Below are 19,498 nucleotides of genomic sequence, written 5' to 3' on the forward strand. Positions count from 1 at the left end.
TGAAGGTATTTGCAGTTATAATTTTTACATATTAAATTTACTTGAGGAGTATGTTGATGGATGGATCAAAAGAGTAAAATGAAAGTATCGGAATTTAAGTTAACCACTCCTAGGATTATAATAATTGGTTTTGCATTAATAATATTAATCGGTGCTGTTCTTCTTTACTTTCCTGTTTCAGCTGCGAATGGACAGCGTGTTAGTTTTTTAAACGCACTATTTACTTCCACATCAGCAGTTTGTGTAACGGGGTTAATTGTTGTTGATACACCTGTTGCATTTTCAACATTTGGCGAGGTCGTCATCATGATTTTGATTCAAATTGGTGGTTTAGGATTCATGACCTTTGGCGTGTTAATGGCTATTATTATGGGGAAAAAAATTGGTTTAAAAGAGAGACTACTGATACAGCAATCAACAAATTCGTCATCGCCTCAAGGGGTCGTTAGACTCATATTGGGTATTTTTATGATCGCTTTGATAATAGAATCCTTAGGGGCATTAATACTGACTCTTCGCTGGTCGAATGACCTTGGGGCTGCACGCGCTATCTATTATGGCATTTTCCATTCCATCTCAGCTTTCAATAATGCAGGCTTTGCCTTGTGGTCCGATAGTCTAAGCAGGTATGTCGGAGATCCGACGGTGAACATCACGATCGCTTTGTTGTTTATACTGGGTGGCATCGGTTTTACAGTTGTTTTAGATGTGTATGACAAAAAAAGCTGGAGCAAACTATCTCTTAATACAAAGGTTGTTTTGACGACTACGGTTATATTAATTGTATTAGGGGTACTAGTTATATTCTTTATCGAAATAGCTAATCCCAAAACATTTGGAAATCTCAGCTTATCTGAGAAGTTATGGGCAAGCTTCTTTCAAGGAGTAGTACCTCGAACAGCAGGGTTTAACACAATTGATATTGCCTCAATGATGGCGGCTTCACAGTTCTTTATGATTTTTTTAATGTTCGTAGGAGCTTCTTCTGGTTCTACAGGTGGTGGAATTAAAACGAGTACCTTTGCAATATTAGTGTTAGCGGTGTTGACAATTGTTCGTGGGAGGGAAGAACTTCAGCTTTTTCAGAGAAGAATAGTTCAAGATTTGGTCCTTCGCGCGTTGGCAGTCATCATCATATCCCTATTTGTGGTGCTTAGCTCCGCATTTTTGCTTACTTTAACCGAACATAAATTACAGAAGGATTTTTTAGAAATATTGTTTGAGGTTACCTCTGCTTTTGGCACAGTAGGTATGTCAATGGGGCTGACCTATGAACTTTCTCCAATTGGGAAAATCATCATCATGATTACAATGTTCATTGGTCGATTAGGTCCATTAACTCTTGCATTTTCCTTTTCTCAATCCATAAAAAAGCAGCCTTATCGATATGTTGAAGAAAAATTAATGATTGGGTGAAGCAAATCGGTTTTCATTTTTTGATATAACAAGTAAACTAACACTCCTTACTTTTTACATTAGATTTTATAGTAATGAAAATTTTCGTGTGATGTTTGACGAATACAACATTGTTGTGTAATATAAAACTACGCTTAATTTCCGGATTGATAAATTCTGGAAAGCGGGGGAACCAATTTTCTGGGGCGAATCTTCATGTAGGGAACCATCTTTCCCGAGCCCGGCAGCTAACCTCGTCAGCAGTGGATGGGTCAGTTTTTTATTATGCAAATAATTGCATTTTTGACCCGTAGAACGGGTCTTGTTGTTTAATTAGGCCTGTTCATAACGGAGTAGATCGTATTTATTTTACGATCTACTCCGTCATGCGGGTCTATTTTATTTGTCTTATTACACCCATCCATGACCATCTAGACAAAGGAGGATATCGTTTAGAATAATTAAGCATCCAAAAAAACGAATATTTGCTTTTCGAGGAGGATCATCTATGGCACAGCCGAAATATATTACCGATATTGATAAAATCACGGAGATTCCAGAACAGGAACGAAGTAAACTGAAAGCAATTACGGAAAAATTCGTATTTCGTGTGAATGATTATTACTTGAATTTGATTGATTGGTCTGACCCGAACGATCCGATAAAAAAGCTAATCATCCCTAATGAAGGTGAATTATCGGAGTATGGACGTTGGGACGCTTCTGATGAAGACACAAACTATGTTGTCCCTGGTTGTCAACATAAATATAAAACAACTGCCTTATTACTAGTTTCTGAAGTGTGCGGTGCCTATTGCCGATATTGCTTCCGCAAAAGGCTGTTTCGAAATGACGTGAAAGAAGCAGTTACAAATGTTGATCCCGGATTGGCATATATTGAGAGCCATCCTGAAATTAATAATGTATTGCTGACTGGCGGAGATAGTTTAATTCTAGCAACATCGAAACTCAGGAAAATAATTGAACAATTACGTAAAATTGACCATGTAGAAATTATTCGGTTAGGTTCTAAAATTCCTGTTTTTAATCCAATGAGGATTTATGAAGACGAAGCTTTACTTGAACTTATAAGAACATATTCTACAGTCGATAAGCGTATTTATGTGATGGCACATATTAATCACCCAAGAGAAATTACTAAAGAGGCAAAAAGAGCTTTTGAAGCTTTACATAATGCAGGCGCAATCGTTGTCAATCAGACCCCTGTGCTTAAAGGAATTAACGATGATCCTCTGGTCCTAGCTGAATTACTTGATAAGTTATCATGGGCAGGAGTAACGCCGTATTATTTTTTTATAAATCGTCCTGTTGCCGGTAATAGAGAGTTTGTATTACCTTTAGAAAGAGTATACCGGCTAGTTGAAAGTGCGAAGTCTTTAACATCCGGTCTTGGGAAAAGAGTGAGACTATCCATGAGTCACACATCTGGTAAAATTGAAATACTAGCAATTGAAGATGGCAAGGCATATTTAAAATATCATCAGTCACGCGATCAGCAATATGGAAAATTTATCATATTAGATTGCCCTGATGACGCTGCTTGGTTCGATGATCTACCTGGAAGTAAAGAACTTTGGAACAGACCAAAGAAAATAGCAACCAGTGTGATCTCTGCAAATGATCTTCCAGACTTGCCTTTACATTAAGCCAAAAGAATAAAGAAGATCATCTTGGAGGAGTCTGTCAATTTAGGGGCTCCTCTTGTTTATTAGACGTACAAATTAAGTGATATAGATTTTTTTGGGGAGGGAAGTTATGCTAACCACATACGCTATGTTAGAAGAAATAAAAGAAAGAATCGATTACTTAAAATTAAAAGAAATCGAATATAAGAAGGAAAATAATGTAAGCGGTCGGCTAAATGCCAAGACAAGACGGCAAGAATTACAGAGGCTAGTGGAAACTATTTGTGGAAAATATGCTGTTGAAAAAACGGCTGATGGGATTGAAACATTATGATTATGAAAACAACAGAAGGAAAGGTCATCGAAATTTTGTTCAAAGATAAAGATGGTTTTTGTATATGTGATGATGGGTGGAAGCGGCCATTAAATGAATTAAAAGAACCGACGATGAGAGATGTACATACAAAACGTAAGCTTAAAACTCAAGCGAAAAATTGTAGTGGAGATAAGGAAACATAAATTTACACATAATAACAGCAAGGCTCATCATAGGAGGTTTCAATGATCCACTACTGGCTTGTACTGCTCGGAATCGCAGTTGCGATCGCTTATGTAGCAGATAAAATAAAACAACCTTATCCAACCTTGCTTGTTGTTGCTGGGCTTTTGCTTGGTATTTTCCCCATTCAGGTTCTTAATGAATTTAAAACCTATGTGGCTTCGGATCATGTCTTTCAAACAGCTGTGATTTTAATTTTCCTGTCAGCGTTAATTGGAGATGCTGCACTAAAGCTTCCTTTTGGAGAAATCAAGGAAAACAAACGTCCGATATTATTACTGGCGTTATTAGGAACGTTTATAACATTTATTCTGGTAGCCGGGCTTTCATATTTCTTATTGGGCCTGGACTTACAAAAGTCGCTTGTCTTTGGCGCATTGATGGCAGCCACAGACCCGGTCTCCGTATTAACGATCTTTAAGTCAATGGGTTTGAACAAGAAGTTGTCCATTATCGTTGAAGGAGAGAGTTTGGCGAATGACGGAGTAGCTGTTGTCCTTTTTAAAATAGCCTTGGTAACAACGGTACTAAGCATGTCAGGTGTATTACATGGATCATTGGAGTTTGTTAAAGTAGTTCTAGGAGGCATAGTCATTGGCGTTGTAACAGGCTACATGGCCTCAAAAATAACCTCAAGCATTGACAATTACCTAGTGGAGATCGGGCTTTCAATTGTCCTGTTCTATGGAGCATTTGAGTTGGCTGAAATGTTCCATTTCTCCGGTGTCATTTCGGTTGTTTTTGCAGGACTCTTGTTAGGAACTTACGGAAAAAATATCGGCATGTCCGATTTAACACATGATAAAATGGACTCCTTTTGGGAAACAATCGCTTTTATTGCGAACGCATTGATTTTTCTCATGGTTGGTCTTGAAATTTCAAATATTGATTTCTCTGAAAAGTGGATTCAAATCGGTGGAAGCATTCTCATTGTTCTGACGGCAAGATTTATTGCTGTCTATATTAGCCTTATCTTTGATAAAGAAATACCTGCCATCTGGAAGCCGATTATTGCATGGGGCGGATTAAAAGGATCACTGTCTATTGCGTTAATCTTGAGCATTTCTCCGGATTTTGATGGCCGTGACATAATATTGGCTATGACGTTTAGTAATGTAGTTTTTTCACTGCTAGTTCAAGGAACAACAATAAGTCCTCTTGTAAAAAGACTTAAAGTTAAGTAAACCACTAAATGGACATAGACCACTTTGAGAAGAAATGATCTCGAAGTGGTTTTTTATTTGTGCATCAAATTCCCTCTGTAGGTAAAAATTATATCTGACTCTCGAAAAGAAAGGTATGAGAATATGGTTCTATCTATTTCAATAGGTATTATTATAATTTTTGTATTGTGTGGAGCATTTGCTCCTGTTCAGTTTGCTGCGACAGCAACTTCGCTTTTTGACTCGTCAATAAGAAATTTTGGATGGTTTTTTTTGATCTCGACTTTTGGCTGCTTGGTTTTCGCTTTTTATTTGGCTTTTAGTAAGTATGGACGAATTAAGCTAGGGAAAGACGAAGATGAACCCGAATATTCAACCATATCTTGGTTTGCCATGCTTTTTAGTGCTGGGATGGGGATTGGCCTTGTTTTCTGGGGAGTAGCTGAGCCGTTATCACACTATCTTTCACCGCCTGAAGGAGCGACTGGAGGTTCTACAGAGGCTGCACGCTTGGCAATGCGGTATTCCTTCTTTCACTGGGGGGTTCATCCATGGGCTATTTATACAATAATCTCGCTTACTTTAGCTTATTTCCAATTCCGGCATGATAAAAAAGGGCTTATAAGTGCTGTCTTCTCGCCTTTAATTGGAAAACTGTCCGAGGGAGGAATTGGAGCAGTTATTGACATCCTTGCTATTATTGCAACTGCATTCGGCGTAGCCACTTCGCTAGGATTGGGAGCACTTCAAATTAACGGTGGCTTAAATCACATGTTTGGTATTTCAATTCAACCTGTGGTTCAAGTAGTCATTATTGGCATTGTAACTGTCTTATTTTTAATCTCTGCAACTACTGGATTAGATAAGGGAATCCGAATATTAAGCAATACAAATCTGCTCATTGCTGTCTTATTAATGGCATTCGTATTCCTAGTTGGTCCAACTTCGTTTATTTTAGATCTATTTACATCGACATTAGGTGGTTATCTGCAGAATCTTGTGTATATGAGCTTGAGAATGACTCCTTTTACACAAGGAACCTGGGTTGGTGTTTGGACTTTATTTTATTGGGCATGGTGGATCGCTTGGGGCCCTTTTGTTGGCACCTTCATCGCCCGTGTATCCAAAGGCAGAACGATTAAAGAATTTGTTTTAGGTGTACTCTTAGTGCCTAGCCTGTTTAGCTTCATGTGGTTTTCCGTATTCGGTGGAACAGGGCTTCACTTGGAATTATTTGATCAGTTTCCGATAGCTGCCGCGGCTAAACAAGATGTTACATCTGCTTTGTTCTTAACGTTACAGCAGCTGCCCATAGGTCATATCATAGCGCTTATAGCTACTATTCTGATTATCACTTTTTTCATTACATCTGCCGACTCTGCTACATTCGTTCTCGGAATGCTTTCTACGAAAGGAGATCCTAATCCGTCGAACACAGTCAAGATTGTATGGGGGGTGCTGCAATCGTCCATGGCGATTGTATTGTTAATTAGTGGAGGCCTAAGTGGCTTACAGACGGCTTCTATCATCGCTGCGCTCCCATTCGCCATCATTATCATAGGCATGTGTGTATCCTTAATGATCGCACTCAGGCAAGATGAGAAATCATTAAGAAGCAGAGACGATAGGCGCATGAAGAAATTGGATGAACTTTTGAGCATACAGAGTGAAACTTAATTAGTTTGATCCTGAGGAGAATCTTTAGGTATCAAGTTGAAAATATCACCTTTTTCAAAGTGGGTAAAAGATAACGTCAGTATACAAAAAATGAAGTACAAGAAGAGCCGGTGATCAGCTGGCTACTCTTGTACTTCGCTTTTCCTAATGAATATTAATTTTTGATTCAGTAAATAGAGTATCTGTTTCTTGACTCTGTATGTTTTGGACAGATAAATTAGGAAAATTAATCAACATAAATTTTTCGAAGTCACCCATGGTTATAGGTCTGGCATGTGGCATTAACTCATACCCTAGCTCTCCATTGGCTTCAATAGTTCCTGACTTGACATCATCAATACGGCTGATTCCTGCCATACGTAAGCGTTTCTCTAAATCTTCGGTACTTAGACGAATACTTTTCATATTTTTAATGTTTAATACACCGTCAGATATGACGAAGATAGGCTTTCCTTTTAAAAGGTGTTCGGCAACTTTCCATTTGAGCGTTATCCATTCCATAAACACTAAAAAACAATGAAGATACTTGTACCTAAAATGGAATTAGCCAATCCTTTGTCGCCAACTTCTGAACCAAGGATAGAACCAATGGATAATAAGATGGCAAGCTGAGGAGTAGTCATTTGAGATATGGATTTTCGACCAGCAATTCTTAATAGGAAGGTTCCAACAAAAGCCAAAGCGATTGAATTCCAAACAATCGTCCACATTGAGTTTTCCTCCGTGAATATTTTACCATAGTGTTTTCAATTTCAAGAATTATATCCCAGTAATTACTGACTCAGGTAACCATTTCACGAAATGCTTCGATTTGCTCGGCATTTCCGCTAATCAATAAACGGTCTTCAAAACGAATTTCTGTGTTCCCGTGGGGGATCAGATACGATTGTCCTCGGTAAATTCGTAAAATTTATATGTTTTCTAATCGAGGCAGTTGGCGTAGGAGAGTTGTCCGATAGGGAAGATGATGGATTTGCACTTCAAAAATAGTACCTTCTTCTTCTGTTATCAGCTTCAGTGCGCCGGGGCTGTCAATTAATGCTCGAAGCACTGTACGAGCCGCGAATAAAGTGGAAAACACCTCGAGCCCTGTACCTGCCATATCAGCCTGAGCTTCTGGCGCTTCAATGCGAACCAGAAGCCTTTTATCAGGCTCATCTGTCTTCATTTTATTTGCCAGTTGTATGTTAAAAGCATCATCCATTGTTGCAATGACAACGATATCTGCATCAAATGCGCCATGTTGTTTCAAAGTCGTTTCATTCAGAATAGGAATATGATGAATATAAGCGGGATCCCTATGTTCAAGTTGGGTATCGCTGTTAGTAGAGTCGCTTGCTGTGAAGACCTGAATACGATACACATCTTCAGCTATAAAGTCTTGTGCAACGGGCATGGAGATATGATTTAAACCTATAATGGAAATCATTTTTTTACGTATATATGGTTTAGGTGCGAGTTTGTTGAAAAGGACGGGAAACAGTAGACAACTAAGGATAGCTACCAGTATCAATGCGCTATGAAGGGATTCTCCGATGACATGCAGTTCCAAGGCAAGTGTTGCTGCAGCTATAACTAAGCTAAGTGTAGAAGAAAGCAGGATCCCTGAACTAAGAACTTCGTGCCAACTGAACCATTTTTTTAATAACAACATGGGAATTATTTTAGAAAGAAACATCACAATCAAAAGAAGCGGAATGGTCAATAGAATTTTTAAATCTGCAAATAAGTATTTTAAATCGAGCTTAGCACCTACCATGACAAAAAAAATGGGGATTAAAAATCCGTATCCGAACGACTCCAGCTGATGGATAAATTCTTTCTTTGGCTGTAGCAAAGAGACAATGATCCCGGCGAGGAACGCACCTAAAATGCTTTCAACACCCAAACTCTCAGATAAAAATACAATGACGAGAATTAAAGTAAAAATGGCTCTTGTACCGAATTGTATGGAGCTTTCGCCCAGAATTTTGAAAACTTTCCCTGATGAAAAGCGTTTTACTATAACATAGATGAAGAGAACCAATAAGAAAAACAACAAAAGCAAGAGCAGCTTGGACATATTTCTGGATAGGAAACTGACATAAAACGCCAAGAGGATCATGGTGAATAAATCCGCAAGAACAGCAACCAACAGGAGGATTTGCCCAAGACTTGTGCTTAGCAGCTTTCGCTCTTTCAAGACGGGAACGACTACGCCTAACGAGATTGTACCAATAATTAAAGTCATTAGAAATGCACGTTCGACCAAGCCAAAAGTCATTAATACCAATGACAAAATTCCTGCTAGCATGAAGATGCCAATAAAAACGAAGATGGCTACGGATAAAGGGTGAAAGGAACCTTTATGGGACTTATCCTTTTTGATAAAGGTGTTGAAATCGATTTCAACCCCGCTTAGAAACATTAAATAAATAAACCCTAAAAGCGAAAGGAGTTCTAACCAAGGATCATGGCCTACCAAATTGAAACCGCTTTTCCCGATAAGAAGTCCTGCAGCTATTTCAGCTACAACGACGGGGACAACTCTTAAGCGAAGCTGATAGAGCAGAATCGGAACAAGGAAAGAGATTGTAACTACAAGAATCAGACTTCCTAAAGAGCCGTTACTATGTTCCATAAAGGGTATCCTCCTACTTGTTTCACCGTTTATACTTTTAATATTAACAGTTTGATGCAGCCAAATACCAGAACTTACAATATGCAGCGAATTCGATGCAATTAAATAACCATACCTAAAGGAGTGTGAATCTTTATCTTAACATCATCACTTATATTTATTATCATAACTTCTTGGATTTTTGGTGAGTTAACTGCAATTTTTATAATTGAATTTATCTATCAAATTAACATCAGGATAATATGGAGACAATTTTTTCTCTTTGTCGCTATTCCAGTTTGTGTAGTGATTCTATCCACGTATCCTAATGTAAATTGGGAAGATAGAGTTTTTTTAGTCGTAAGTCTAAGTACTATATGGTTCAGATGTTTATTTAATTTAACTCACACAGATTCACATTAACGCGTCAGTAAATATAAGTTATTCTTATCTGTTTATAAAAAAATGGTTTAAATATTAGCATTTTAGCTTGGTTTTAGCTGAAAACATTTGATTATACAAGATAATGACTGAATATCACTTGATTAGTATGGATATTAGAGATTCTCTCATTATTATCGTTAATTTTTGAATATTTCGTATAATCAAGCATTTTGGTGGATGAGGGAGGTTTTTCTTGGATATGCCCGCTCATTTACTCTAAAGGAGGGAGAGCGTGGCTTAGGAGCGCTGAGTCCTCATAACGCAGGATGTGATACATAGCGGATCATGTTACACTTGTTGTGGGGCCCCGAAATAATGGGAAAAAGGAGTTTTTGAATGAAAAAGTTGTTTTCGTACTCGTTTTGTTTCCTGTTGATATGCATCGTTGTGGGTTGCACATCCCAAAGCGTAGGAAGCCAAACAAAAGCAAGCGATGAAAAGTCAACCGCTCAGGACAACACATTGGAAAAGGCAAAAAAACAAGGCTTTATAACGGTAGGTTTTGCTAATGAAAATCCATATGCCTATGCTACGCCTGATGGGAAGTTGACGGGAGAAGCGGTGGAAGTAGCCAGAGTAGTTTTAAAGAATTTAGGTATCAATGAAATGAATGGCGTTTTGACGGAGTTTGGTTCTTTAATACCCGGATTAAAAGCAAAGCGTTTTGATATCATAACAGCGGGGATGTTTATCAACCCTGATCGGAGCAAAGAAGTGGCATTTGCCAATCCGGAGTACAGTATCGGAGAAGCGATTGCCGTTAAAAAAGGAAATCCGCAAAAATTACATAGTTATCAAGATATCGCAGCTAATAAGGATGCTAAAGTTGCTGTCATGGTTGGCGCTATCGAGAATGACTATTTAAGCAAGGCAGGAATTACGAAAGGGCAAATCGTGACGGTTCCTGACCAGCCCTCGGCAATCTCTGCCTTGCAGGCTGGGCGTGTAGACGCTGTGACAATGACAGGGCCGTCTTTGCAAGCGATGCTCGATTCAGCTAAGGATAGTAAGATTGAGCGTGTTATGGACTTTACACAGCCGGAAGTGGACGGAAAGAGTGTAAGAGGATATGGGGCAGCGGCATTTCGCAAAGAGGATTCGGCTTTCAGAGAAGCGTTCAACCAAGAGTTGGATAAGCTGAAAAAGTCAGGTAAGTTGTTGGAAATTTTAAAACCATTTGGATTTACTGAGCAGGAATTGCCAGGAGATATGACGGCTGATCAGCTGTCCAATATGTAGACCGATGTCGAATTGGATATCTGCTTTTGAGTTTCTTCCCATACTAGTACGGGGAGCACTCGTCACGCTTGAAATTGCTTTGTTTGCAATTGTATTATCTGCAATTATATCATTTGCTATAGGCTTATTGCGGCTATCGAGACACAGTATTGTACGGTTCATTGCTTCCGTATATGTTGAGATTTTTCGTGGAACATCCCTGCTTGTACAGCTGTTTTGGCTTTATTTTGCGCTCCCCATGCTTTTAAATATCCAAATTTCCGCGATGGTTGCAGCTGTGTTAGCGCTTGGCCTAAATTATGGCGCATATGGCTCTGAGGTTGTACGAAGTTCTATACTCGCTATACCCAAGGGACAATATGAAGCGGCAATTGCCTTAAACATGAGTCCAAGTCTAAGAATGCGTCGAATTCTACTGCCGCAGGCACTGTTATTGATGCTCCCATCTTTCGGAAACTTGCAGATTGAATTGCTTAAAGGAACATCTTTGGTTTATTTAATCACATTAATGGATTTGACCTACCAAGGAATGGTACTGCGCACTTTCGATAGCTCCAAGACTGCAGAGATCTTCGCAATGATGCTCATCCTGTATTTCATCCTGTCTTACTCGTTAACGCTCATGCTTCGCTATATCGAGCGAAGAGCAGTTGGGAGGCGTGGCTAGCTAATGTGGGATTGGGATTACGCTATTCATATTTTACCAGAGTTGTTGAATGTTCTTCCTATTACGATTTCGGCGACGCTGCTGGGCTTCTTTGTAGCGTGTTTACTTGGATTGCCGCTGGCACTTGTGCGCAGATCCAGAAACAGAATAATTTCAGGAGTAGCTTTCGCCGTAATGGAGTTTATTCGCAGTACACCTCTCCTTGTTCAATTGTTCATATTATTTTACGCGTTGCCGATCTACGGCATATCTTTCTCACCTATGGTGACAGGTGTAATCGGTTTAGGGGTGCATTACAGTACGTATATGTCCGAAGTGTTTCGATCCGGGATAGATGCTGTTCCCAAGGGACAGTGGGAAGCGTCCAGGGCATTGAATTTTAGTGCGAAACGTACTTGGATGAGTATTATTTTGCCGCAAGCCCTACCTCCAGTGATTCCCGTTATGGGAAATTATTTAATTACGATGTTTAAAGAGACACCTGTACTTTCGGCCATCACGCTTGTGGAGCTCCTGCAGACAGCGAAAGCGATAGGTTCTGGTTCATTTAAATATTTGGAGGCTTTTACACTCGTTGGCATTTTGTTTCTGCTGCTCAGCTACCCTTCATCGTTGCTTGTAAGAAAACTCGAAATACACTTCCAGAGAAAATAACATAGGGGGTACTGCATATGAGTCAAGTCCCCATAGTCAGGTACCGGGATGTCAGCAAATCTTATGGTTCGATTCATGTATTGAATCATATTGACTTGGATATCTATTCAGGGGAAAAGGTGGTTGTGATTGGGCCGAGCGGCTCGGGGAAGACGACATTGGCCAGGCTACTCATGACGTTGGAACATCCTACATCCGGGACAATTGAAGTAGATGGTGAACTATTATGGCATCAGGAAGTAAAAGGAAAGCTTACACAAGCTAATGAGCAGCATTTACACCGCTTAAGGAATAAAATTGGCATGGTGTTTCAACATTTTAACCTTTTTCCTCACATGACGATTCTTAAGAATGTCATTGAAGCACCGATTCACGTGCTTGGAATGAAAAGGGCTGAGGCTGAGGAACGGGCAATCGAAATGCTGGGAAAAGTAGGTCTTGCGGATAAGCTCAATGAGTATCCTGCCCGGTTATCAGGGGGACAGAAACAGCGTGTTGCTATAGCGAGAGCGGTCGTCATGCAGCCCAAAATTATGCTGTTTGATGAAGCGACATCGGCGCTTGATCCAGAATTGGTTGGTGAGGTGCTTTCGGTAATCAAAGATTTGGCCGCTCAGGGAGATATGACCATGATGCTGATTACACACGAAATGGATTTCGCGCGCGAGGTTGCCGACCGTATCCTTTTTACAGATGGAGGCTCCATCGTCGAGCAGGGAACGCCAGAGCAAATATTTGAAAATCCGCAAAGCCCCAGACTACAGTCCTTTTTAAGCCGTTTTCGGCAAACGTGGTTTATGGGAGGAATTCCGCTAGCTTCCCCATCAGCTGAGTAAAGGTGGCGATAAAGTGATCCAAATGAAAGTAAATAGTGCTATTATTCGAAGTGTCAGCCAGCAAGATGGTCAGTATATTTGGCAAGCTGCAATAGATAGTGGAAATCTGGATGTTAACTCGGCATATTGCTATATCATGTTCTGCAAATACTTTTCTGAAACCTGCCGGGTTGCAGAAATAGATGGCAAGGTAGTCGGGTTTGTGACCGCATTCATACAACCAACGAACCCAGAAAATTTATTTGTTTGGCAAATCGCTGTCAATGCCGAGCACAGGGGAAAGGGAATTGCCGAATCACTCCTTAGAGATTTAATCACTGTTAAGAGTTGTGCGAAGGTCCGATATATCGAAACAACGATATCGCCTAGCAATGCTGCATCTATTCAACTGTTTTCCAAATTCGCTCAAGATTTGCATGCGTCGATTGTGAGGAAGGACGGTTTTCCCACTTCATTATTTCCCGATAACAAACATGAGGATGAGCAGTTAGTTATCATTGGTCCCATTCCAAAGATTAAAAAAGTGAGTTAGCAATTCAAATTTATTTAACATTTAGGAGGAGATAATTGAATGAAGATATTGGACACAGGTAAACCTTCCTTGCATGTATTTGAAATGCTTGAATCAGAAGTTCGAAGCTACTGCCGATCTTTTCCTACTATATTTACGAGAGCTAAGGGATGTACGCTTTGGGATGCTGCTGGCGAAGCATATTTGGATTTTTTTGCTGGTGCAGGTGCGCTGAATTACGGACATAACAACGACGATATCAAGAAAAAGTTGATCGAATATATTCAGCAAGATGGCGTCACACATAGTTTGGATATGGCAACGGCTGCTAAGGAATCTTTTCTTGAGCAGTTCCAAAGGATCATCATGCAACCAAGAGGGCTTTCTTACAAAATCCAATTTCCAGGTCCGACCGGTGCCAATTCCGTAGAAAGCGCCCTAAAGCTTGCGCGTAAGGTGACTGGACGTTCTACGATTATCGGCTTTACGAATGCATTTCATGGCATGACGCTTGGGGCGCTGTCGGTTACGGGCAACAAATTTAAAAGAAAAGGCGCTGGTGTACCTTTACATCACACCGTTTCTATGCCATATGACGGCTATATGAATGATCAAGTCAATACCATCGAATATATGCGAAATTATATTGACGATAGCGGGAGTGGGGTATCGCTTCCAGCCGCAATTATCGTCGAAACGATTCAAGGTGAAGGAGGAATCAATGTAGCAAGTATAGAGTGGCTGCGCAGTTTGGAGATGTTATGCAAAGAAAAAGGAATTCTGCTCATTGTGGATGATGTTCAAATGGGCTGCGGACGAACGGGAACTTTCTTCAGTTTCGAGGAGGCAAGAATTAAGCCGGATATTGTATGTCTATCCAAATCGATTGGTGGTTACGGCTTGCCTATGGCTTTGACTCTCATTGCTCCTGAATTGGATATCTGGGAGCCAGGAGAGCATAACGGCACGTTTCGCGGGAACAACCTAGCTTTTGTTACTGCTGCAGAGGCGTTGAAATATTGGAAAACGAATCAGTTCTCAGATGAGATTCTTGCAAAAGGGGATTTGCTAAAGAGTCGACTACAGGATATGGTCGCTTCATACCCACAGTTGAAAGGGCAAGTTAGAGGGCGAGGTCTGATGCAAGGCATTGCCTTTGAGACTCAGGGTTTAGCGGAGAAAATTTGTGATCGGGCTTTCTCCAAAGGATTGATCATGGAAACATCCGGTACGGATAGTGAAGTGGCCAAAATAATGCCTCCTTTAATTATAACTGAAAGCGAACTGAAGAACGGTCTTGAACTACTGTACACCAGCATCAAAGAAATTGCGGCGGAATCATATAGCGGAGAATGGAGGAGAAACAATGATCGTTAGACATCTGAGAGATATTGCAGGCACAGAATTTGATGTAGATACTAAAACTTGGAGCAGTAAGAGATTACTTGTAAAAAGCGACCTCGTTGGCTTTTCCCTGCATGACACGACGATTAAAGCAGGTACGGAAACCGAAATTTGGTACCAACATCATGTTGAGGCTGTGTATTGCATTCAGGGAGAAGGTGAAATCGAGCTAGCGGAAAGTGGAGATATATACCAGATCTACGCCGGAACCTTATATGTTTTAAATGGTCACGAAAAGCATTTGCTGCGCGGGAAGACTGAAATGCGCATGATATGTGTGTTTAACCCACCGACTACAGGTCGTGAAGTGCATGATCCTCAAGGCGTATATCCATTAAGCTAAATGACGAAAGGCGGTAGAAACCATGATGACATCCAAAGGACAAGTGGCGTTAAACCCTTCCAGAATGCAGGATGCATACCCCTCAAGAATTTATAGGGAACCAAGACTCTTGGAAAGGCAAGACCCAGCCGTTTACAATCATGTGATCAATCAGTCCGTAATTAATGAGGAACAGCTAGCTTTTTATAATAAAAATGGTTATTTGTTTCTAGAGTCCTTTTTTGATCAAAATCAGGTGCAGGTATGGAAAAAGGAGTTAGCAAGACTCTGGGATCAAAGTCGTCTACTTGAAAAACCAGAAGTAATTAAAGAGCCTGGAAGTGATGAAATTCGATCCATCTTTGCTGTACACCGAGATGATGAAGCATTCAAACAAATCGCTGAGAATAAGCAGATCGAAGCCATAGTTCAGCAAATTTTGGGTAGTAATACTTATGTGCATCAATCTAGAATAAATTTCAAACAAGGCTTTACAGGTAAAGAATTTTATTGGCACTCGGATTTTGAAACCTGGCATGTGGAAGATGGGATGCCGCGGATGAGAGCGCTCAGTTGTTCTATTGCTCTAGAAGATAACACACCAAATAATGGTCCTCTTATGGTAATACCAGGTTCGCATCGTACATTTGTTTCCTGTGTAGGAGAAACGCCTAATGACAATTACAAGACATCGCTTCGCCGTCAGGAATATGGTGTACCTGACGAGAATAGTTTGAGATACCTGGCGGGGCAAGGGGGGATCATTGCTCCAACTGGAAAAGCTGGATCCATCCTATTGTTCGATTGTAATTTGATGCATGGCTCCAATAGCAACATTACCCCAGATCCGCGAAGCAATGTTTTTATTGTTTACAATAGTGTACTAAATAAGCTGAATGCGCCTTATTCCGGCAAACAACCTAGACCAAACTTCATCGCTAGTCGGTAATTATCAGGTTGGGGCCCGCCTTTCGGCGGGTCCTATTATCGAAAGGATGATGTTGTGTTCACGATCATATGCAGCATTCTTGTGATTCAGATCGTCTATGTGTCTTGTTTTACACTTCGCATGATCTTGACCCTCAAAGGTGAAAAATACACGGCTGCTGCAATCAGTATGCTAGAAATTCTTATCTATGTGATAGGTCTTAACATCGTTCTGAAATATGTAAACCAACCTGCATGTTTAATCGTTTATGCAATCGGATATGGATTAGGTGTGCTTGCTGGATCATGGATCGAAGAAAAACTGGCTCTAGGATACGTTACGGTTAAAGTTATTACAGATGAGCTGCATCGTTATATGGCGGCTTATCTTCGCAAAGAAGGATTTGGTGTTACCTCTTGGGTTGGTTGGGGAAGAGATGGTGAGAGAATGGTTTTGGAAGTTCTCGCACGGCGCAAAAATGAGAAGTTTTTGTATGACTGCATCCTGGCTATTGATCATAAAGCATTCATTGTCACTGTGGAGCCCAGAAAACTGCATGGCGGTTTCTGGTTAAATGCTACACGTAAATAAACGTCATCTTGATAACGCTGAATCCTGACATTCAGGAGCGGGGGAACCATAGTAAACTGCTGCATGTTATTTCATGCACAGAGGGGTGAATCACGGAATCTACCGTGTAGGGCGATTCTCACGTCCAAATCCGACAGCTAACTTCGTAAGCGTATTATTGGTGTGGTTACGAAAATAACGGCCTAAGGCAGTTGCTTTCGTTGCCTTCCATAAGGAGGAGAAAAATTGAATATGTCTGAAGAAACCTGCACTGAATATGTTTTGGTTTCCGCACCGAACCGAGCGGGAAAGGAATTTATTAACTTATTAAGAACGAAGGGAATTCAATATTACGCGATTACGAATAACAACTACGGAAAAAAACGCTTGGAAGCGATGGGTGTTGATCGTATTATTATGGTGAATACCGAGGATGCAACAAGTTGGACTCCGCCTGAGATACGAATTAGCAAAGTATATTTGTTTGAAGTGAGTTTTAATCTATGCTGTCGATATATTCAAATTTGTAAAGATTGGAATCCAAAGTCTATACATGTGATAACAAAACGTGGGAATGCAAGGGTTACATACAGAGCTCTAGGAGCTGACCATTTTACATACATCAATAATAATCAAGAAGCTTCGCTCCTGCTGCTTCCATAAAGGTTATCACCGGACTTTGTCTCTTCATCAACGGACAAGTCCGGTACTTTCAATTATAATTTGAGTTTTAACGTCAAATTTGATTTGAGAGTAGACGTTTTGCCAATGTTCCCAGTCTATCTCTTTACCGAAATATTGGCTCAGATAATGAAGACCGAACCCATAGGGGTCAACATTGGCATCACGTATTTTATATAACAAATCTTCTGTAGTTTTGTTAACATTTTTTTCTAACATTTTTTGGATCTGGAGGGAATTGGCGTCCTTGACCTTAATTGGACTTTCTTCAATCATTCCGTTTATTTTGAGATTAAGACTGACGATTGGAATTTCATCTTTTGATATTGAAACATGACTCGACACCCGCGAAACGTAAAAGGCCAAGCGTTTTCCTTCATAATCAATAGGGATACCTGATCGGCTAAACTCATTCGCAGTCATGTTATACAGTTTTGTTTCTTTCGGGTCTAAGACAAGTTTTTCTTTCATTTTATTAAGTAATGCAAGCTTCTCGACAACATATGAATCCCCATCAAATCTAACGATGGGCAGGTAGGGATCGAGTCCCTTTTCTTTAAATCGACGGAAGTTATCGAATAGAAACGCGGTCACAGTGTAAGGCGAAACTGTCCCTTCTTTTCCAAAAGTTAAGAAAAAGGAGTTACCCGCCAATCTTTCTGTTGATGGACTTGCTTTCAGTAGCTTGTTTGCACTTGGTTCAGCTAATGCCATATAGGAAATCAGTTGAATGTCTCTTCTTCTGGCTAGCCAACTTAGCGGTTCCTCCATCGACTCTTTTACTAAGCTCTTACCGAATAAAAACATCCGGCAATGTCCGAAATCGAGCTCTTTATCGACATGAGCTTTAATGTTTCTAACTGCTTCCGCTATGCTCGGGGCTTCTAAATGCTCGATCTGACTCTCCGCTAGCCCTTCGCCAATCTTGGATGCTGGTATCGCGAGACGAAGTGTTACCAAATAAGGATTTTCCTTTTTTCCAGTCCAATCCACCCCCATGGCTACGACGAAGAACCTTTTATCAATGTCCTTAAAGCTACACCCTCCAAGAGACAAACAAAGGTAGAGTAAAAAGACGATGAATAGTAGAATCCTCATGTAAAAACGTTCTCCCTCTTTTTTCTCCATACAAAATAGAGCATCATAAAAATGAATATGATTTCGGTGAAAAATCGAGTAATGAGCCATATCTCAGAGATAACCTGGTTTTTTTCTACGTTTACAAAGCGCATAAAAATGAAAGACAAGATCCCTGCACCTAAAGCTAACCAGATATTCATCTTCGGTACCGGTTCTTCTTCTACAGCTACTGATCGGTTAATTGCATATCTAATTAACATGATGGTTGTATGCCATGTGTTCATGACAAAGAGCAGCGATAATCCAGTGAAGAGCAGTAGAAAGACAAACAAAACCCGATTAATGAAACCATACTCCATGATCATGGAATCTGCCGTCATACTCCAAATGTAAACGTAATCGCCTACACCAACTGTGCCGTGGAATCCGATTGGCACAAAAAAAGTAACCAGTAAGAAGAAACACCCGAATAAGGGTACGACCCATCGATTTCGAAAACGAAATCCCTCAACATGCAAGCGATTAAAAAGAACAAGGCTGAAATGACCGGAAAACAAAAAGGTGGCTGAAACAATTGTCATGAAGGATGGCGGTTTGTTCACGTATCCGGCAACGTAACGGATTGCGTCCCAGCTAAAGTTTTCATTAACCATAGCTTTAACTAGAAACAAAAAAATTAAAGGAGCGATAATAAGCATCATGATTTCATGAATAAACTGGACGGATCGGGTTGATCGAGTACTCGCCCATAGGGCCGCGCTAACCATTAAAAACAGATTTATATAAGGATTTACGTCTGGATAAAAGAACATACGGGCTGTCTCTGAATAGGAATAAATAACAATAATTCCAGCAGGAAGCCAGATAAATAAACCCACAAATATGCTGTTGATAGTGGTAAACCATCTTGGGAGGTAAAGATCACATATTTCTGGAAAACCTAATCCGGGAAACTTTTCAAAACAAGCCATCATCACGAATGAAATGATGGTGCCTATCACCATTGCTATGAGCATTCCTGAAATTGATCCATTAAAACGATCTCTTATGAGTAACGTTGGTACGAACATCATGATATTAATCATTCCGACATAGAGCACATGATAATAGGTATACCGAGACAT

The 19,498-nt window shown here is 40.2% G+C and carries 22 protein-coding genes and 2 riboswitches; of the genes, 16 read left to right on the forward strand and 6 right to left on the reverse strand.

Annotated elements, in window-relative coordinates:
- Positions 1–60: 60 nt before the first annotated feature.
- The 6 genes from AC3WTJ_RS18455 (at position 61) to AC3WTJ_RS18480 (ending at position 6,439) form a co-directional block, all read left to right on the forward strand.
- Positions 61–1,416 (forward strand): TrkH family potassium uptake protein, encoded by a 1,356-nt coding sequence (locus AC3WTJ_RS18455; RefSeq protein ID WP_492523045.1) that lies wholly within the window; start codon positions 61–63, stop codon positions 1,414–1,416.
- Positions 1,417–1,537: 121 nt separating this feature from the next.
- A riboswitch (cyclic di-AMP (ydaO/yuaA leader) is annotated at positions 1,538–1,673 on the forward strand.
- A 230-nt stretch (positions 1,674–1,903) separates the two neighbouring features.
- Entirely contained in the window at positions 1,904–3,061 is a 1,158-nt protein-coding gene (locus AC3WTJ_RS18460) for a KamA family radical SAM protein (protein ID WP_492523046.1), read from the forward strand.
- A 109-nt stretch (positions 3,062–3,170) separates the two neighbouring features.
- The gene (locus tag AC3WTJ_RS18465) at positions 3,171–3,374 is read left to right on the forward strand and encodes a hypothetical protein (RefSeq protein ID WP_492523047.1); all 204 of its coding nucleotides are present in this window, start codon (positions 3,171–3,173) and stop codon (positions 3,372–3,374) included.
- Complete coding sequence (locus AC3WTJ_RS18470; protein WP_492523048.1) at positions 3,371–3,559, forward strand: hypothetical protein; 189 nt, start codon at positions 3,371–3,373, stop codon at positions 3,557–3,559. Before AC3WTJ_RS18465 ends, AC3WTJ_RS18470 begins: the two co-directional genes overlap by 4 nt.
- 42 nt (positions 3,560–3,601) lie before the next feature.
- The gene (locus AC3WTJ_RS18475) at positions 3,602–4,783 is read left to right on the forward strand and encodes a cation:proton antiporter (RefSeq protein WP_492523049.1); all 1,182 of its coding nucleotides are present in this window, start codon (positions 3,602–3,604) and stop codon (positions 4,781–4,783) included.
- Between the two features lie 123 nt (positions 4,784–4,906).
- Positions 4,907–6,439: a glycine betaine uptake BCCT transporter gene (locus tag AC3WTJ_RS18480; RefSeq protein ID WP_492523050.1), complete on the forward strand. Its 1,533-nt coding sequence runs from the start codon at positions 4,907–4,909 to the stop codon at positions 6,437–6,439.
- Between the two features lie 144 nt (positions 6,440–6,583).
- On the opposite strand, the gene AC3WTJ_RS18485 is transcribed toward AC3WTJ_RS18480, so the two are convergent.
- The 4 genes from AC3WTJ_RS18485 to AC3WTJ_RS18500 all read right to left on the reverse strand — a co-directional run bounded on the left by AC3WTJ_RS18485 (position 6,584) and on the right by AC3WTJ_RS18500 (position 9,059).
- A complete protein-coding gene (locus tag AC3WTJ_RS18485; protein WP_492523051.1) occupies positions 6,584–6,940 on the reverse strand; it encodes a YetF domain-containing protein in 357 nt (118 codons plus the stop codon).
- A 5-nt stretch (positions 6,941–6,945) separates the two neighbouring features.
- The gene (locus tag AC3WTJ_RS18490; RefSeq protein WP_492523052.1) at positions 6,946–7,149 is read right to left on the reverse strand and encodes a DUF421 domain-containing protein; all 204 of its coding nucleotides are present in this window, start codon (positions 7,147–7,149) and stop codon (positions 6,946–6,948) included.
- A 71-nt stretch (positions 7,150–7,220) separates the two neighbouring features.
- Entirely contained in the window at positions 7,221–7,349 is a 129-nt protein-coding gene (locus AC3WTJ_RS18495) for a TrkA C-terminal domain-containing protein (RefSeq protein ID WP_492523276.1), read from the reverse strand.
- Positions 7,350–9,059 carry a cation:proton antiporter domain-containing protein gene (locus AC3WTJ_RS18500; protein ID WP_492523053.1) on the reverse strand — a complete coding sequence of 570 codons (1,710 nt, stop codon included), beginning with the start codon at positions 9,057–9,059 and terminating at the stop codon, positions 7,350–7,352.
- Between the two features lie 759 nt (positions 9,060–9,818).
- Here AC3WTJ_RS18500 and ehuB point away from each other — a divergent pair.
- From ehuB to AC3WTJ_RS18550, 10 genes are all read left to right on the forward strand, one after another.
- A complete protein-coding gene (gene ehuB / locus AC3WTJ_RS18505) occupies positions 9,819–10,721 on the forward strand; it encodes an ectoine/hydroxyectoine ABC transporter substrate-binding protein EhuB (protein ID WP_492523054.1) in 903 nt (300 codons plus the stop codon).
- Positions 10,722–10,725: 4 nt separating this feature from the next.
- Entirely contained in the window at positions 10,726–11,388 is a 663-nt protein-coding gene (gene ehuC / locus AC3WTJ_RS18510; protein ID WP_492523055.1) for an ectoine/hydroxyectoine ABC transporter permease subunit EhuC, read from the forward strand.
- A gap of 3 nt (positions 11,389–11,391) precedes the next feature.
- On the forward strand, positions 11,392–12,042 hold the full coding sequence (gene ehuD, locus AC3WTJ_RS18515; protein WP_492523056.1) for an ectoine/hydroxyectoine ABC transporter permease subunit EhuD: 651 nt from the start codon (positions 11,392–11,394) through the stop codon (positions 12,040–12,042).
- Between the two features lie 17 nt (positions 12,043–12,059).
- On the forward strand, positions 12,060–12,878 hold the full coding sequence (ehuA, locus tag AC3WTJ_RS18520; RefSeq protein ID WP_492523057.1) for an ectoine/hydroxyectoine ABC transporter ATP-binding protein EhuA: 819 nt from the start codon (positions 12,060–12,062) through the stop codon (positions 12,876–12,878).
- Positions 12,879–12,900: 22 nt separating this feature from the next.
- Positions 12,901–13,410, forward strand: a complete 510-nt coding sequence (gene ectA / locus AC3WTJ_RS18525; protein WP_492523277.1) for a diaminobutyrate acetyltransferase — start codon at positions 12,901–12,903, stop codon at positions 13,408–13,410.
- A gap of 39 nt (positions 13,411–13,449) precedes the next feature.
- Positions 13,450–14,766, forward strand: coding sequence for a diaminobutyrate--2-oxoglutarate transaminase (ectB, locus tag AC3WTJ_RS18530; RefSeq protein WP_492523058.1), 1,317 nt, complete (start codon positions 13,450–13,452; stop codon positions 14,764–14,766).
- Positions 14,756–15,136 (forward strand): ectoine synthase, encoded by a 381-nt coding sequence (locus AC3WTJ_RS18535; RefSeq protein ID WP_492523059.1) that lies wholly within the window; start codon positions 14,756–14,758, stop codon positions 15,134–15,136. The genes ectB and AC3WTJ_RS18535 overlap by 11 nt, the downstream gene beginning before the upstream one ends.
- A 25-nt stretch (positions 15,137–15,161) precedes the next feature.
- A complete protein-coding gene (thpD, locus tag AC3WTJ_RS18540) occupies positions 15,162–16,064 on the forward strand; it encodes an ectoine hydroxylase (RefSeq protein WP_492523278.1) in 903 nt (300 codons plus the stop codon).
- 54 nt (positions 16,065–16,118) lie between these two features.
- Positions 16,119–16,634 (forward strand): DUF2179 domain-containing protein, encoded by a 516-nt coding sequence (locus AC3WTJ_RS18545; protein WP_492523060.1) that lies wholly within the window; start codon positions 16,119–16,121, stop codon positions 16,632–16,634.
- Between the two features lie 5 nt (positions 16,635–16,639).
- Positions 16,640–16,802, forward strand: a riboswitch (cyclic di-AMP (ydaO/yuaA leader).
- A 63-nt stretch (positions 16,803–16,865) separates the two neighbouring features.
- The gene (locus AC3WTJ_RS18550) at positions 16,866–17,276 is read left to right on the forward strand and encodes a hypothetical protein (protein ID WP_492523279.1); all 411 of its coding nucleotides are present in this window, start codon (positions 16,866–16,868) and stop codon (positions 17,274–17,276) included.
- A gap of 27 nt (positions 17,277–17,303) precedes the next feature.
- On the opposite strand, the gene AC3WTJ_RS18555 is transcribed toward AC3WTJ_RS18550, so the two are convergent.
- Positions 17,304–18,392 carry a Ger(x)C family spore germination protein gene (locus AC3WTJ_RS18555; protein ID WP_492523061.1) on the reverse strand — a complete coding sequence of 363 codons (1,089 nt, stop codon included), beginning with the start codon at positions 18,390–18,392 and terminating at the stop codon, positions 17,304–17,306.
- Positions 18,389–19,498 (reverse strand): hypothetical protein, encoded by a 1,110-nt coding sequence (locus tag AC3WTJ_RS18560; protein ID WP_492523062.1) that lies wholly within the window; start codon positions 19,496–19,498, stop codon positions 18,389–18,391. Before AC3WTJ_RS18560 ends, AC3WTJ_RS18555 begins: the two co-directional genes overlap by 4 nt.

This window comes from Paenibacillus sp. FW101-FHT12H11, from assembly GCF_058790355.1.